At 68.5% G+C, this 13,638-nt stretch carries 18 protein-coding genes; 11 read left to right on the plus strand and 7 right to left on the minus strand.

The window, feature by feature from the left end; genetic code table 11:
- Window positions 1–17: 17 nt before the first annotated feature.
- From IE173_RS15515 to IE173_RS11755, 9 genes are all read left to right on the plus strand, one after another.
- Window positions 18–863, plus strand: a complete 846-nt coding sequence (locus tag IE173_RS15515) for a metal ABC transporter permease (RefSeq protein WP_229842083.1) — start codon at window positions 18–20, stop codon at window positions 861–863.
- Window positions 860–1,249 (plus strand): Fur family transcriptional regulator, encoded by a 390-nt coding sequence (locus IE173_RS15520; RefSeq protein WP_229842069.1) that lies wholly within the window; start codon window positions 860–862, stop codon window positions 1,247–1,249. Before IE173_RS15515 ends, IE173_RS15520 begins: the two co-directional genes overlap by 4 nt.
- 48 nt (window positions 1,250–1,297) lie before the next feature.
- Window positions 1,298–1,999: a hypothetical protein gene (locus tag IE173_RS11725; RefSeq protein WP_191283685.1), complete on the plus strand. Its 702-nt coding sequence runs from the start codon at window positions 1,298–1,300 to the stop codon at window positions 1,997–1,999.
- A gap of 11 nt (window positions 2,000–2,010) precedes the next feature.
- Window positions 2,011–2,700 carry a hypothetical protein gene (locus tag IE173_RS11730; RefSeq protein ID WP_191283686.1) on the plus strand — a complete coding sequence of 230 codons (690 nt, stop codon included), beginning with the start codon at window positions 2,011–2,013 and terminating at the stop codon, window positions 2,698–2,700.
- Window positions 2,701–2,901: 201 nt separating this feature from the next.
- Window positions 2,902–3,138 (plus strand): 50S ribosomal protein L28, encoded by a 237-nt coding sequence (gene rpmB, locus IE173_RS11735; protein WP_191283687.1) that lies wholly within the window; start codon window positions 2,902–2,904, stop codon window positions 3,136–3,138.
- Entirely contained in the window at window positions 3,138–3,305 is a 168-nt protein-coding gene (rpmG, locus tag IE173_RS11740; protein ID WP_191283688.1) for a 50S ribosomal protein L33, read from the plus strand. Before rpmB ends, rpmG begins: the two co-directional genes overlap by 1 nt.
- Window positions 3,306–3,308: 3 nt before the next feature.
- Window positions 3,309–3,614 (plus strand): 30S ribosomal protein S14, encoded by a 306-nt coding sequence (gene rpsN, locus IE173_RS11745; RefSeq protein WP_191283689.1) that lies wholly within the window; start codon window positions 3,309–3,311, stop codon window positions 3,612–3,614.
- A gap of 218 nt (window positions 3,615–3,832) precedes the next feature.
- The gene (locus tag IE173_RS11750; RefSeq protein ID WP_191283690.1) at window positions 3,833–4,117 is read left to right on the plus strand and encodes an HU family DNA-binding protein; all 285 of its coding nucleotides are present in this window, start codon (window positions 3,833–3,835) and stop codon (window positions 4,115–4,117) included.
- 147 nt (window positions 4,118–4,264) lie between these two features.
- Window positions 4,265–6,229, plus strand: coding sequence for a cytochrome c oxidase assembly protein (locus tag IE173_RS11755; RefSeq protein WP_191283691.1), 1,965 nt, complete (start codon window positions 4,265–4,267; stop codon window positions 6,227–6,229).
- Between the two features lie 9 nt (window positions 6,230–6,238).
- Here IE173_RS11755 and IE173_RS11760 read toward each other — a convergent pair whose 3' ends face one another.
- Window positions 6,239–7,207: a hypothetical protein gene (locus IE173_RS11760; protein ID WP_191283692.1), complete on the minus strand. Its 969-nt coding sequence runs from the start codon at window positions 7,205–7,207 to the stop codon at window positions 6,239–6,241.
- Window positions 7,208–7,272: 65 nt separating this feature from the next.
- Between IE173_RS11760 and IE173_RS11765 the strand changes: the two genes are divergently transcribed.
- Window positions 7,273–8,565, plus strand: coding sequence for an ATP-dependent DNA helicase (locus IE173_RS11765; protein ID WP_191283693.1), 1,293 nt, complete (start codon window positions 7,273–7,275; stop codon window positions 8,563–8,565).
- A 1-nt stretch (window position 8,566) separates the two neighbouring features.
- On the opposite strand, the gene IE173_RS11770 is transcribed toward IE173_RS11765, so the two are convergent.
- Window positions 8,567–9,217, minus strand: coding sequence for a biliverdin-producing heme oxygenase (locus IE173_RS11770; RefSeq protein WP_191283798.1), 651 nt, complete (start codon window positions 9,215–9,217; stop codon window positions 8,567–8,569).
- 176 nt (window positions 9,218–9,393) lie between these two features.
- Between IE173_RS11770 and IE173_RS11775 the strand changes: the two genes are divergently transcribed.
- The gene (locus tag IE173_RS11775) at window positions 9,394–11,241 is read left to right on the plus strand and encodes a PA domain-containing protein (protein WP_191283694.1); all 1,848 of its coding nucleotides are present in this window, start codon (window positions 9,394–9,396) and stop codon (window positions 11,239–11,241) included.
- Between the two features lie 50 nt (window positions 11,242–11,291).
- Here the strand turns inward: IE173_RS11775 and IE173_RS11780 are convergent, their stop codons facing one another.
- The 5 genes from IE173_RS11780 to IE173_RS11800 are packed head-to-tail and all read right to left on the minus strand — an operon-like array spanning window position 11,292 to window position 13,548.
- The gene (locus IE173_RS11780; RefSeq protein ID WP_191283695.1) at window positions 11,292–11,633 is read right to left on the minus strand and encodes a DUF4383 domain-containing protein; all 342 of its coding nucleotides are present in this window, start codon (window positions 11,631–11,633) and stop codon (window positions 11,292–11,294) included.
- An 11-nt stretch (window positions 11,634–11,644) separates the two neighbouring features.
- Entirely contained in the window at window positions 11,645–11,944 is a 300-nt protein-coding gene (locus tag IE173_RS11785; protein WP_191283696.1) for a DUF2470 domain-containing protein, read from the minus strand.
- A 44-nt stretch (window positions 11,945–11,988) separates the two neighbouring features.
- On the minus strand, window positions 11,989–12,381 hold the full coding sequence (locus tag IE173_RS11790) for a roadblock/LC7 domain-containing protein (RefSeq protein ID WP_191283697.1): 393 nt from the start codon (window positions 12,379–12,381) through the stop codon (window positions 11,989–11,991).
- Entirely contained in the window at window positions 12,378–12,947 is a 570-nt protein-coding gene (locus IE173_RS11795; protein WP_191283698.1) for a GTP-binding protein, read from the minus strand. Before IE173_RS11795 ends, IE173_RS11790 begins: the two co-directional genes overlap by 4 nt.
- 4 nt (window positions 12,948–12,951) lie before the next feature.
- Complete coding sequence (locus IE173_RS11800) at window positions 12,952–13,548, minus strand: hypothetical protein (RefSeq protein ID WP_191283699.1); 597 nt, start codon at window positions 13,546–13,548, stop codon at window positions 12,952–12,954.
- Window positions 13,549–13,638 lie beyond the last annotated feature (90 nt).

Genomic DNA, 13,638 nt, shown 5'->3' on the forward strand with positions numbered 1-13,638 from the left:
ACGACCTGTGGGACCAGATGTTCTCGTTCGAGAACTACGGTCGCCTGCTCGCGCTCGTGCAGAACTCCATCCTCGCCGCCGCGATCCTCGGCATCGTCGGGGGCCTCATCGGGGTGTTCGTCATGCAGCGCGACATGGCATTCGCGGTACACGGCATCAGCGAGCTGTCGTTCGCCGGAGCCGCCGGGGCGCTGCTGTTCGGGGCGAACGTCGTCGCGGGATCCCTCGTCGGGTCGCTCATCGCGGCGGCCCTCATCGGGCTGCTCGGTGCGCGGGCCCGGGATCGCAACTCGATCATCGGCGTGCTCATGCCGTTCGGCCTCGGCCTCGGCATCCTCTTCCTTGCGCTCTACCCCGGGCGCAGCGGCAACAAGTTCGGTCTGCTGACCGGCCAGATCATCGCCGTCGATTTCGACCAGCTGGGTCTGCTGATCGGCATCGCGGTGTTCGTGCTCGCCGTGTTGCTGGTCATCTGGCGGCCGCTCGCCTTCGACAGCGTCGATCCCGAAGTCGCTCAGGCACGCGGGGTGCCGACGCGCACGGTCTCGCTGCTGTTCATGCTGCTGCTCGGGCTCACCGTCGCGGTGTCGGTGCAGATCATCGGGGCACTGCTCGTGCTCGCCCTGCTCGTCACCCCGGCCGCCGCCGCCCTCCGGGTGTCGTCGTCGCCGCTCGTCGTGCCGCTGCTGAGCATGGGCTTCGGGCTCGTCTCGGCCGTCGGCGGCATCCTGCTCGCCCTCGGCGGCTCCCTGCCGATCAGCCCGTACATCACGACGATCTCGTTCGCGATCTACTTGGTCTGCCGCGTCATCGAGCGGGCTCAGCGCGGTCGAGCGACCCGCAGGAAGGTGGCGACCGCGTGAAGCGCAACACCTGGCAGCGCGAAGCCGTGCGTGAGGCGCTCGGCGAGTCCGTGGGCTTCGTCAGCGCCCAGTCGCTGCACGCGTCGCTCAAGGGTGCCGGGTCGACGGTCGGACTCGCGACCGTGTATCGCGCGCTCGCCGACCTCGCCACCGAGGGCGAGGCCGACTCACTGCAACAGGACGGCGAGAGCCTCTACCGGGCGTGCACCCCCGGCATCCATCACCACCACCTGATCTGCCGCAACTGCGGCACGACGGTGGAGATCGCCGCGGACGAGGTCGAGCACTGGGCCCAGACCGTCGCCGCTCAGCACGGCTTCACCCGGCCCCAGCACGTCGTCGACGTCTTCGGCTATTGCCCGAACTGCTCGCGAACGACAGGATGACCGCAACCCGCTGTCAACCCGTCTGAGCCGTTGGGACGTCGTGACCACATGAGGATCCTTCGGCCCATTGCTCCTCCCCTCGCCGTCATCGCGTTGCTCGCGCTGACCGGGTGCGGCGCCGGTGGCTTTCCGGCGCCCGCGGAGTCGTCGACCGAATCGCCGAGTCCTGTCGTGTCGGCAACGCCCGAGGCGACGCCGACGCACCCGCAGGATGTCGACGACGAAGGTGACACCCCCGCCGCCGGCGTCGTGGTGACCAGCGAGAGCCTCACGGTCTACGCCGCCGACGGCCTGCAACTGTTCGGCACGCTCTACACCGGTGAGGTCGGCCTGGTCGTCGAGGTGCTCACCGAGCTCTTGGGCGACCCGGTCGTGACGTCGACGACGGCCGAGGGCACCGGGTGCGACTCTGACCAGACGATGTACGACTACGGCGGCCTGATCGTGCGGTCGCCCGGCTTCATCGGCACCGTCGGGCCGTGGGAGGTCGAGGTCACCTCGGCCGCGACCGCGAGCGGGGTGCCGATCTCGACGGTCGGCGGGCAGCGGATCGGGGCGACCCGGGCCGCCTTCGAGGCCGCGGTCGGCGACGAGGTGAACCTCTTCGACTTCGCACCCAGCACCTGGTTCGGCTTCGACATTCTGAACCCGGAAGCGCCCGAATACGACTGGGTCGGGTCGCTCGCACGATTCGACTCGGGAACCCTCGTCGGGTTCAACACCCCGTACCTGATCTTCGCCGACTGCTGAAACGGACGACCATGAAGCTCTCGATGCACGCCACGGTCATCGCCGGGCTCCTCCTTCTCGGGGTGACCGGCTGCGGGTCGACGACTCCCGCGCCGTCGCCGACGACCTCCTCGAGCGCGACGCCGACACCGACCGCCACCGCGTCGTCGGCGCCGTCGGAACCGGCAGAGGTCGACGTGACCGCCGCGGTCGTCGTGATGACGGCATCCACGCTCTCGGTGTTCGGCACCGACGGCTCCACCCTCGCGTCGGTGAGCTACGAGATGGATGGCGCAACCGCGGTCGCCCAGATCGCCGAGGCGCTCGACGAGGATCCCGTCGTGACCCCCATCGCCGAGATCGGCGGGGGACCGTGCCCGGCCGCGACGAGCTACGCGTTCGGCGGTCTGCAGCTGCGGTCGCCGGGCTCGCTCTGGTCGAGCGGTTCCTACGAAGCCATCGTCACCGGAGCGACCACGTCGGGCGGCATCGGGATCGAGACGATCGCCGGCCAACGGATCGGCGCCACCCAGTCGGGCTTCCAGGCGGCGATCGGCGAGTTCATGGTGCTCTACGAAGACCCCGACCGCCTGGGGTTCGACGTGCTCAACCCGGAAGCGCACGAGTGGGACCGCATCGGCGCCTACGCGGAGTTCTCCGGCGGCACGCTCACCTACCTGGCGGCCCCCAACCGGCTCGGCTTCGTCGGAAGCTGCGCGTGAGGTCCGCTCCCCACGTTGCCGAGCGCGGCATCCTCACGTAGTATCGACAAGTTGTCCCGGAAACGGGGCTTCTTGTATGTGCCCTCAGGCCTTGGCCCGAGGGTTCACATGCCGACAAGTGACCTTGGGTGAAGCGATCGCTTCACGGTAGCTCGGTGGCTCGCGTCCGCGGATGCGAGGTGCCACGAATTTGGAGGAACCATGGCAGCCGTCTGCCAGGTGACCGGAGCCGTTCCCGGTTTCGGACACAACATCTCGCACTCGCACCGCCGCACGAAGCGCCGCTTCGACCCGAACGTGCAGAAGAAGAAGTACTACGTGCCGTCGCTCAAGCGCACCGTCACGCTCACGCTGTCCGCCAAGGGCATCAAGGTGATCGACGCGCGCGGCATCGAGTCGGTGGTCCAGGACCTCCTGGCCCGTGGGGAGAAGATCTGATGGCCAAGCAGCAGGACGTGCGTCCCATCATCAAGCTCCGGTCGACCGCCGGCACCGGTTACACCTACGTGACGCGCAAGAACCGTCGCAACGACCCCGACCGCATCGTGCTCAAGAAGTACGACCCGGTCATCCGCAAGCACGTCGAATTCCGCGAGGAGCGGTAACCCATGGCCAAGAAGAGCAAGATCGCCAAGAACGACCAGCGTCGCGTCATCGTCGAGCGTTGGGCCGCCAAGCGGCTCGAGCTGAAGAAGGCGCTCGTCGACCCGAACGGAACCGACGAGAGCCGCGAGGCCGCCCGCCTCGGCCTGCAGAAGCTGCCGCGCGACGCGTCGCCGGTGCGCCTGCGCAACCGCGACTCGATCGACGGCCGCCCGCGTGGTGTCCTCAGCCGCTACGGCATCTCCCGGGTGCGCTTCCGCGACATGGCGCACCGCGGAGAACTGCCCGGCATCACCAAGTCGAGCTGGTAACTCCCGCTGGTTGAGCAGCCCCGCGTAGCGGGGCGTGTCGAAACCACGACGAAGAACCCCGGTCCTCCCCAGGACCGGGGTTCTTCGCGTTTCCTGCGGATGTGCGCCACGGCCCCCGATATCCCCGGAATTGCTGAACTTTGCTGTTAGTTTCAAGGCGGTTCCGGGGGAGTGCTCTCCGGCCCGACCAGAAACACACAAGGTCCGAGGAGGACACAATGGCTGATTCGATCAACAAGGCGGACCTCGTTGCCGCTATCGCCGCGGACTCCGGCCAGGGCCAGGCCGCGGTCGCAACCGTCGTCGACTCTCTGTTCGCCGTGCTGGCGTCGTCTCTCAAGGACGGCAAGAAGGTCAGCATCCCCGGATGGCTGAGCGTCGAGCCGACCCAGCGCGCAGCGCGCATGGGCCGCAACCCCGCGACCGGCGAGTCGATTCACATCGCCGCGAGCACCGGAGTCAAGATCTCGGCCGGCAGCAAGCTCAAGGCCGCCGTCAAGTAACCAGGGCTTCAACGAAGGGCGTCGACTGAGTAGTCGGCGCCCTTCGTCGTTCCCGGGGATGAATCCGCGTTCTGCGTCGCGGTCCGCGTACTTCTTGGCGGGACCCGACGCAAAACGCGGATGTCGGGCGCGCCGTAGGCTCGTCGGGTGTCACGCCTCACCCGGATCGCCGGGCCCGCCGCCCTGCTGATCGCCGCGTTCGCGGCCGTGATCGTCGGACTGACGGTCGGCGGAGGGGCCGGAGGGGGCGTCACCGGGGGCGACCCGCTCGTGCTCTGGGGCTTGCCGATCGCGAAGCTGATCGCCAACCTCGGGGTGGCGACGACGCTCGGGGCGCTGCTGATGGCGCTGTTCGCGTTGAGTGCGACCGAGCCGGAGTTCGGCCGGGCACTCGACGTCGCCGCGGCCGGTGCCGGGGTGTGGGCGGTCGGCGGCGCGATCACGTCGTTCCTGACCTTCTCGAGCATCTACCAGTCCCGGCTCAGCTTCGATGAGGCGTACGGGCAAGACCTCGCGACGTTCCTCACCGAGGTGCCGATCGGCCGCGCCTGGCTCATCTTCGTGCTCGTCGGGGCGCTGCTCACGGTCGTCTGCTTCGCGGTGCGCAACCGCACGGTGCTCGCGATCCTCGCGATCCCGGCGGTGCTCGGGCTCATCCCGCTCGCCGAAGACGGCGGTCACGCCGCCGGCACCGACAGTCACGATGCCGCCGTGTCGGCGATCTGGCTGCACACCGTCTGCGCGGCGGCGTGGGTCGGCGGACTCGTGACGCTCGTGCTGCTGCGGGCGAAGCTCTCCCCCGCGCGACTCGCGGCGGTGCTGCCGCGCTACTCGACGGTCGCGCTCATCTGCTTCGTCGTCGTCGCGGCGTCGGGCTACGTGAGCGCGAGCATCCGGGTCGGCGATCTGCCGAGTCTGCTCTCCCCGTACGGCGCTCTGGTGATCGCGAAGGTCGCGGCCCTCGTCGCTCTCGGGGTGCTCGGTGCCCTGCAGCGCCGCATCCTGGTGAAGAAGGTCGCGGCGAACGCCGCCCCGCGCTGGTTCTGGCTGCTCGTCGCGTCGGAGCTCGCGGTGATGGGCATCGCGTCGGGCGTCGCCGCCGCCCTGGCTCGCACGGCGAAGCCGGTGCCCGACGTCACTCCCGAACAGACCGTGCTGACCCCCGCCGAGATCCTCACCGGCAAGCCGCTCCCCCCTGAGTTCACCCTCGACCGCTGGCTCACCGCGTGGGACCTCGATCTGCTCTGGCTGCTCGTCGTGGGCTTCGGCATCCTCTTCTACCTCGCCGGCGTGTGGCGCCTGCACCGTCGCGGCGACCGCTGGCCGATCCACCGCTCGGTGCTCTGGGTCACCGGAATGCTCGCGCTGTTCTGGGTGACGAACGGCCCGCTCAACGTCTACGAGCAGTACCTGTTCAGCGCGCACATGCTCGGGCACATGCTGCTCGGCATGGCGATCCCGGTGCTGCTCGTGCTGAGCGCGCCCCTCACCCTGGCGCTGCGGACGATCCAGAAGAGGGATGACGACAGCCGCGGGCCGCGCGAATGGATCATGCTGCTCGTGCACTCCCGCTACGCGACGGTGCTCACGCATCCGCTCGTCGCCGGCGGGCTGTTCGCGGCATCCCTCTGGGTGTTCTACTACACGCCGATCTTCCGTTGGGCGACCGAGGAACACGTCGGTCACACCTGGATGATCATCCACTTCCTGTTGACCGGGTATCTGTTCGCGCAGGCGATCGTCGGCATCGACCCGGTCGCCGGGCGGGCGCCGTACCCGCTGCGGCTGATCCTGCTGCTCGCGACGATGGCGCTGCACGCGTTCTTCGGGCTCTCGCTGGTGGAGAGCCACGGGCTGCTGCTCGCCGACTGGTACGGCGCGATGGGGCGCACTTGGGGTCTGCCGCCGCTCGCGGACCAGCAGGCGGCCGGCGGCATCGCGTGGAGCGTCGGCGAGATCCCGACCGTCGTGCTGGCGGTGCTCGTCGCGATCCTGTGGAACCGCAGTGACGCGCGTGACGCGAAGCGCGGCGACCGCAGGGCCGACCGCGACGGGGATGCCGAGCTTGCGGCGTACAACGAGATGCTCGCGGCGCGCTCGAAGCGCGACTAGAGCGATCGGCTAGAGCAAGGGCTGGATGCGCAGCGTCGCGTCGTCGGCTTCGATCGTCACGAGGTAGGTCGCCGCGAACGGCACGTCCTCGTCGAGGGTCGACACGCTGCCGTCGAACAGCGACTGCACGTCGACGGTGAGGTGTGCGACGCCGTCCACCGCGGCCACGAGCCAGGTGCCGAACTCGACGCCGGGCTCGACGGTGAGCTCGGGGTACTCGACGATCGACCACTCGGGCGTCGAGACGACCCGATTCGGGATGGCGCGGCCGAGCGGACACGCCGTGGGGAACAGCACATCCTGGGTCGCGCACTCGGCGAGTCGGGCCTCTACCTCGATCGTGATCTGCTCGAGCAGCGCGTCGGCGGGCTGAACGTCGAGCGTCGCGTCGAAGACGGATGCCGAGTCGGCGACGACGTCGACGGCTCGCGCCTCGAGATAGGTCGAGGTGTGGTCGACGCGGTAGACCCCGGGCACGAGCACCGCATAGCCCACCGGGTCGGCGGCGGCCACGCCCGATTCGGCCGCGACGCCGTTGACGTCGAACCGCGCGTCGTGCTCGACGGAGAGTTCGAGGATCGCGACCGGTGACACGGCGAAGGCCCACTCCGGGAACAGCCCGAATCGCGATCCGACGCGTTCGACCGTGAAGCTCGACTCCGCCTCGGTGTCGCCCGCGGCCCACGCGACGGTGACGACCTCGGTGCCCCCGCCACCGGCGACGACCGAGATGTCGCGCAGGTCGGTGATCCCGGCAAGCGCGTCGTCGACCAGAAGGTCGTCGCGCAGCTGCGGGTCGACGGCGACCCCCGGCATCCCGAGCGCCCCCTCCGCGTCGGCCCGAGCCACGGCTTCGAGGTACACGCGCACGAATCCGGCGGCTCCGAACACCGTGGCGTTGAGCACGAGCACCGCCCCGGCGGCGACCCCGAAGGCGAGGGCGAAGACGACACCCCAGGCCACCACCGCGCGTCGCACCTTTGCATCCTACGAACGCAGCACGACCGCCGGGTCGCCGTCGCCTCGCGGTCTAGAGTGAGCCGGTGGATCTTCCCGAGCTGTCGCCCGAGCAGCAGGCGGTGGTCGCGGCGATCGAGAACACGCGGGACCACATCTTCGTCACCGGCCGCGCGGGAACCGGCAAGTCGACGCTGCTCGAGTACCTCTCCTGGCACTCGTCGCACACCCTCGCGATCTGCGCCCCGACCGGGGTCGCGGCGCTCAACGTCGGCGGGCAGACCATCCACTCGCTGTTCCGGCTGCCGATCGGGGTCATCGCCGACCACGACATCGACCAGCCCCCCGAGCTGCGCAAGCTGTTGAGCGCGATCGACACCCTGGTGATCGACGAGGTGTCGATGGTGAACGCCGACCTGATGGATGCCATCGACCGCTCGCTGCGTCAAGCCCGGCAACGCCCGCACGAGGCATTCGGCGGGGTGCAGATCATCCTCTTCGGTGACCCGTACCAACTCGCCCCCGTGCCGGGTGAGAACGACGAGCGCGCCTACTTCGCCGACCACTACCGCTCGATGTGGTTCTTCGACGCGAAGGTGTGGGATGAGGCCGACCTGCGCATCTTCGAGCTCACGACCATCCACCGCCAGCACGAGCTCGAGTTCAAGCAGCTGCTGACCGCGGTGCGGCACGGGCAGGTGACCGCCGAGATGGCGGGCCGGCTCAACGAGGTGGGCGCCCGTCCCGCCCCGACCGACGGGGTGATCACCCTCGCCACGACGAACGCCACCGTCAACCGCATCAATGCGCAGGGGCTCGGGCGGCTGCCCGGTCGCGCGCTGTCGGCGGTTGCCGACGTCACCGGCGACTTCGGCAACCGCGCCTACCCCGCCGACGAGAAGCTGGAACTCAAGGTCGGGGCGCAGGTGATGTTCCTGCGCAACGACACCGGCGGTGACCGCCGTTGGGTGAACGGCACGATCGGCGAGGTCGTGAAGATCGCCGACACCGTCACCGTCGAGGTCGACGGCGAACGCCACGAGGTGCAGCCCGCCGTCTGGGAGCGCTACAAGTACTCCTACTCACCCGTCACGAAGACGCTGCGCAAGGATGTCGTGGCCGAGTTCACCCAGTTCCCGTTGCGCCTGGCGTGGGCGGTCACCATCCACAAGTCGCAAGGCAAGACCTACGATCGCGCGATCATCGACCTCGGCCCGCGCTCGTTCGCGCCGGGGCAGACCTACGTGGCCCTGTCGCGCATCACCGAACTCGAGGGTCTCTACCTCACCCGCCCGCTGCGGCCGAGCGACATCATCGTCGACCCCGCCGTGCAGCGTTTCATGTCCACCGTGCAAGCGATCCCGGGGATTCAGGCCTGAGCTACGCGGCGGCCTTGGCTCGGCTGAGGTCGTCGAACAGCTCGGTGTTGAGCCGGTAGGCGTAGAGCACCTCGTCGATGACCCGCTCGCGTTCGTTCGGCTCCCAGGAGGCGGCGTCGAGCTGCTCGCGGTAGGTCTCCTTGAACGCCTTCGGGTCGGCGATCTGGTCGAACAGATAGAAGAGGATGCCGTTGGTCTCGAACCCGAAGTAACGCGACATGAGGCGACCGATCGCCTGCCCGCCGCTCAGGTCGCCGAGGTAGCGGGTGTAGTGGTGGGCGACGAAGCCACCGGCCCAGCCGTCGGCCTCGATCTCGCGGATGCGCGCGACATAGCGCTCGGTCGTCGGCAACGGCGCGATCTGCGCGCGCCAGTCGTCGCCCAGCAGAAACTGGAGGTCGGTCTCAAGCGCCGGCATCCGGGTGAGCTGGTCGCTGAGGAACGGTTGCGCCTCGGGGTCGCCGGCGAACCGCTCGGCGGCCGACTCGAGTGCCTCGTACACGAAGTAGTGCTGTGCGACGAGCGCGACGTAGTCGTCGCGCGTGCCCTTTCCGGCCATGAGGTCGTGCATGAAGCCGGCGCTCTCGCTCTCGCCGTGACCCGACCAGGTGCGCTCGCGCAGAGCCTGCGAGAAGGGGATGACGGTCACGATTCCTCCGGAGCTTAGGGCGCCCTTAGTGTCTCATAGCGCCGACCGGCGCGGCGGCGGAATCCCGCGTGAGACGCACGATGCGTGCGTTCTCGCCACGCACCACTGGCGGTCGCTGCGCGCCTCTGTTTGAATCGGCAGGTCGACCCGAGACACCTCCTGAAAGGAAGCATCTCGTGATGGTCGCGAAAAAAATCGGAACAATCGCCCTCGCCATGGGGATGGCGCTCGCGCTGAGTGCCGGCCCCGCATTCGCGCACGACGACACCGAGTACGTCGACGACGGGGTCATGGACTCCGGCAAAGAGACGCACACGCACGACGCGCAGCACGGCGGAGACGAGGGTCATCTCCCCGCCTCCAGCGCCAACGTCATCGAGATCGGCAACCTCGACCTCTTCGAAGGGATGGAGGAGCCCGGCCGCATCGCCGACGTCTCGGCGTACGGGAACTACGCCTACCTCACCGCGTTCTGGGAACCGGAGTGTGCTCGCGGCGGCGTCTACGTCGTCGACATCACCGATCCGTCGGCACCGGAGCTCGTCACCCTCATCCCCAGCCACCGGGGAACGTTCAGCGGCGAAGGCTCGCAGGTCATCCACCTCGAGACCGAGTCGTTCTCGGGCGAGGTGCTCGCCTACCAGAACGAGATCTGCCCCGGTGAGACGAAGGGCGTCGGGGGCATCACCCTCGTGGACGTCACCGATCCCACCCATCCGAAGAAGCTCGTCGAGGGGTTCGGCGACTTCAGCGTCGCGGGCAAGGCGCAGACGAAGTCGAACGAGACCCACTCCGTGCGGATGTGGACCGACGGTGACCAGGCGTACGCGGTTCTCGTCGACGACCTCGAAGAGACCGACATCGACATCCTCGACATCACCAACCCGTCGAAGCCCGTTCTCATCTCCGAGACCTCCCTCGACGAGCAGACGGCGCAGCCGCTCGGCGAGGTGCACGGTGACGCCGTCTTCCTCCACGACATGGTGGTGAAGGAGATCGACGGCGTGCAGACGATGCTCGTCTCGTATTGGGATGGCGGCTACGCCAAGCTCAACGTCGACGACCCGGCCCACCCGGTGTTCATCGCGGACACCGACTTCGCCGCGGTCGATCCCGTTCGCGCCCAGTTCGGCGAGTCGGTCACCCCGGAGGGCAACGCGCACCAGGCCGAGTTCACCTTCGGCGACGAGTTCTTCATCGCGACCGATGAGGACTTCGACCCCTACCGGGTGACGGCGACGATGGAAGACGGCACCGCGTTCACCGCGGTGCAGGGATCCGACGTTCCGGCGATCGACGCCGACTCGAGCCTCACCGGGGGCACCCGCTTCCTGGGCCTGGGCTGCGACGCGGCGACGATCCCGGCGGCCGACGCGACCGCGTCGATCGCGATGATCGAGCGCGGCGTGTGCGACTTCACCGTCAAGGTGCAGAACGCACAGGCGGCCGGCTACGGGGGCGCGATCGTCTTCAACCGCACCGGTGTCGACGGCTGCGAGGCCCTCGTGTCGATGCTCGTGACGGCCGACATCCCTGCCGTGTTCGTGTCGCGCACCGACGGCTTCCGGATCGTGACCGGCGCGGTTCCGGCGGACTACACCTGCGATGACGCCGGAGGAACGGCGATCTCGGCGGCCGTCGGGACGACGGGTCAGGATGTCGACATCAAGGCGGTCTTCGACGGCTGGGGCTACGTGCACCTGTACGACACGGCCACGATGACCGAGGTCGACCAGTACTTCGTGCCCGAGAGCCAGGACGCCGCATACGCGGAAGGCTTCGGCGATCTCTCGGTGCACGAGGTGGCGACGGACCCGAGCGAGAACCTCGCGTACATCTCGTACTACGCCGCCGGCTTCCGGGTGCTGAGCTACGGACCGGGCGGTCTCGAGGAGGTCGGGCACTACATCGACGACGATGGCAACAACTTCTGGGGCGTCGAGGTGCACGAGCACCCCGACGGTCAGAAGTACGTGCTGGCCTCCGACCGCGACAGCGGGTTGTACATCTTCCAGTACCAGCCGTGACCGGATGACCGCAGCGACGACGGGCGGGCGCTACGTGCGCTCGCCCGTCGTCACGCGGCCACGTCGCGGCGTGCGCCGAGCCCGACCGCGAGGTGCACGGTGGCTGCCGCGAAGAGGGCGACCTCGCTGAGGGCGCCGAGCCGCATGACGTTGAACTCGGTGCCGACGAGGAACAGCCCCGCGTATCCGAGAACCAGCCACGCCGTCCCCGCGATGATGTTCGCCAGGCGGGCAGACGCGATCCCGAGCACGGCGGCGACGACGAGCCCTGCCGCGGCGATCAGGAACAAGGCGGCGAGCAGCGGCCGGCCGGTGAACACCGCGAAGACGCCGTAGCCGCCGAACCCGACGCCGAGCGCGAGCGCGACAATGCGGTTCGGCGAACTCGACAACGCCCGCATCGTCAGTGGGGGCGGGCTTCGACGCCGAGCTTCTCGCACGCCGCGTCGTAGAGGGCGACGATGTCGCGACGGATCTCGGCTCGTTCGCTCAGCGGAGCGCCGGGCCACGGGATGTGCAGCTCCTGCTGCTCACCCTCGAAGGCGTAATGCCAGGTGCCCCCGTGCTCGTCGAGGTCGTGCATCGTCGCGTCGCTCACCTCGCGGTCGGCGAACGCCCGCACGATGAGCACGTTGTCGTCGATGTGGTCGTCGTTCATGTGATGCAGCACCGCTGCGACGACTTCGGGGGAGAAGACTGCCATGCCGTCCACGGTAACAGCGGTGCTCCTGCGGCTCCCTGGGACGACTAGGCGAGCAGGTCGGCTGCCTTCTGCGCGAACGATCGGGTGACGGCGAGCGCGTGCCCGACCGTCGCATCGTTGTCGAAGAGGGCCGAGAGCACGAGTTCTTGCCCCGGCACCCGCAGTTGAACGACGTGACCCTTGCCCGATGCGATGATGATGTACTCGCTGTCCCCGATGCTCAACTCGTGGGCCACGGCGTCGCCGAGCGCCTGCATCGAGCTCGCCATGCCGGCGAACCTCTCGCCGTCGGACTTGACCGGGTATCGGGCGACGTCGAAGCCGTCGTCGGTCAACAGCGCCGCGTAGCTGAGCGAGCTCGCTGCCGCCTTCATCTCGCCGAGCAGCGTCGACGCGGCCTCCACCACGTCGGGCTTCAGGTGAAGTCCCGTGCTCATCGTGACCCCGCTACCGAAGGCATGCCGAACGCAGCCCGCATCTCGATGTTGACGACGAGTGTCAGCAGAAGGTTCTGCATCTGATCGCGCTCGCGCGGGTCGACCGTGAACACCGGGATGACGAGCCCCGGATTCGTCCGCTCCAGGGCCTCGTAGATCTCGGCCAGCGTCGGGCCGGCCATCACGTCGGCGCGGGTCACTCCGATGACGACCCCGCCGCGGTCGTAGAGCACGCGGAACTCGTCGAGGAAGAAGGTCAGCTCCGCGAGCGGGTCGGGGGCGTCGGCGTTGACGAGCAGGATCATCCCCTTGGCACGCTTCTTGAGGATGGTCCACATGAAGTTGAATCGCTTCTGCCCCGGGATGCCGTAGAGCCGAACCTTCTCCTCGGACCCGACGAGGATCTCGCCGTAGTCGAGCGCCACCGTCGTGGTGGCCTTGTCGACGATGTGCCGCTCGGAGTTGTTCGCCTCGGTTCGGACGACGTCGATCTCGCTCAGACTCTGGATCGCGGTGGTCTTTCCTGCCCCCATCGGGCCGGTGAAGAGGATGACGTGCTCGGCCATGCGGTCAGCGCCCCAGTCGCTTGCGGAGGCGGGCGAAGAGACTGTCGCGTTTGGCCTCGACGGCCTGAGGTGCCATGGTCGCGGCAGGAGCCGCCGCCGACCGCGACAGGATGCGCATGAGGCTGAGCGCGTTGATCAAGCGCTGGGCCTCCGAGACCTCGACGTCGGCGAAGGCGGCCAGCTCGGTCGTGCTGGCGTAGGCGTTGCCGAGGACGGCGATCATCCGCACGTGGCGCAGGTCATGCGAGTGCCGCGTCAGGTTCGGCCAGCGGGTGAGCCGGTAGCGCTCGCCCGGCGAGAGCCAGAACGCGGGCCCGCCACCGAAGGCGTTGATCCCCATCTGCCACAGCAGCCCGTCAAGGTCCTGACCGGGGAGCTCGAAGTACGGCGGAGCATCAGCGCTGGTCGGAACGGTCTGCAATCCGGTGTGAACGGCGTCGACCGGGAAATCCTCGAGGGGAGTGGACCAGGAGAATGCGTGATGACGGAAATCGATGAGCAGCGGGCCGTGCCCCTCGATGTCCATCCGGAGGTGCACGGGAGTGCCCAACGACAGCACGGCCTGGACGGCCATCGCCGCCTGCGTCCAGCCCACGGTCACCGGAAAATCAACCGTCGGCGGTGGCGGTTCCGCGGTAACGCGTTGGACATCCATTGTCATACTGCTTCCTCACCCTCGCGGGTGCTGCGG

The organism is Pseudolysinimonas yzui, from assembly GCF_014653215.1.
In the GTDB taxonomy this organism is placed as follows: domain Bacteria; phylum Actinomycetota; class Actinomycetes; order Actinomycetales; family Microbacteriaceae; genus Pseudolysinimonas_A; species Pseudolysinimonas_A yzui.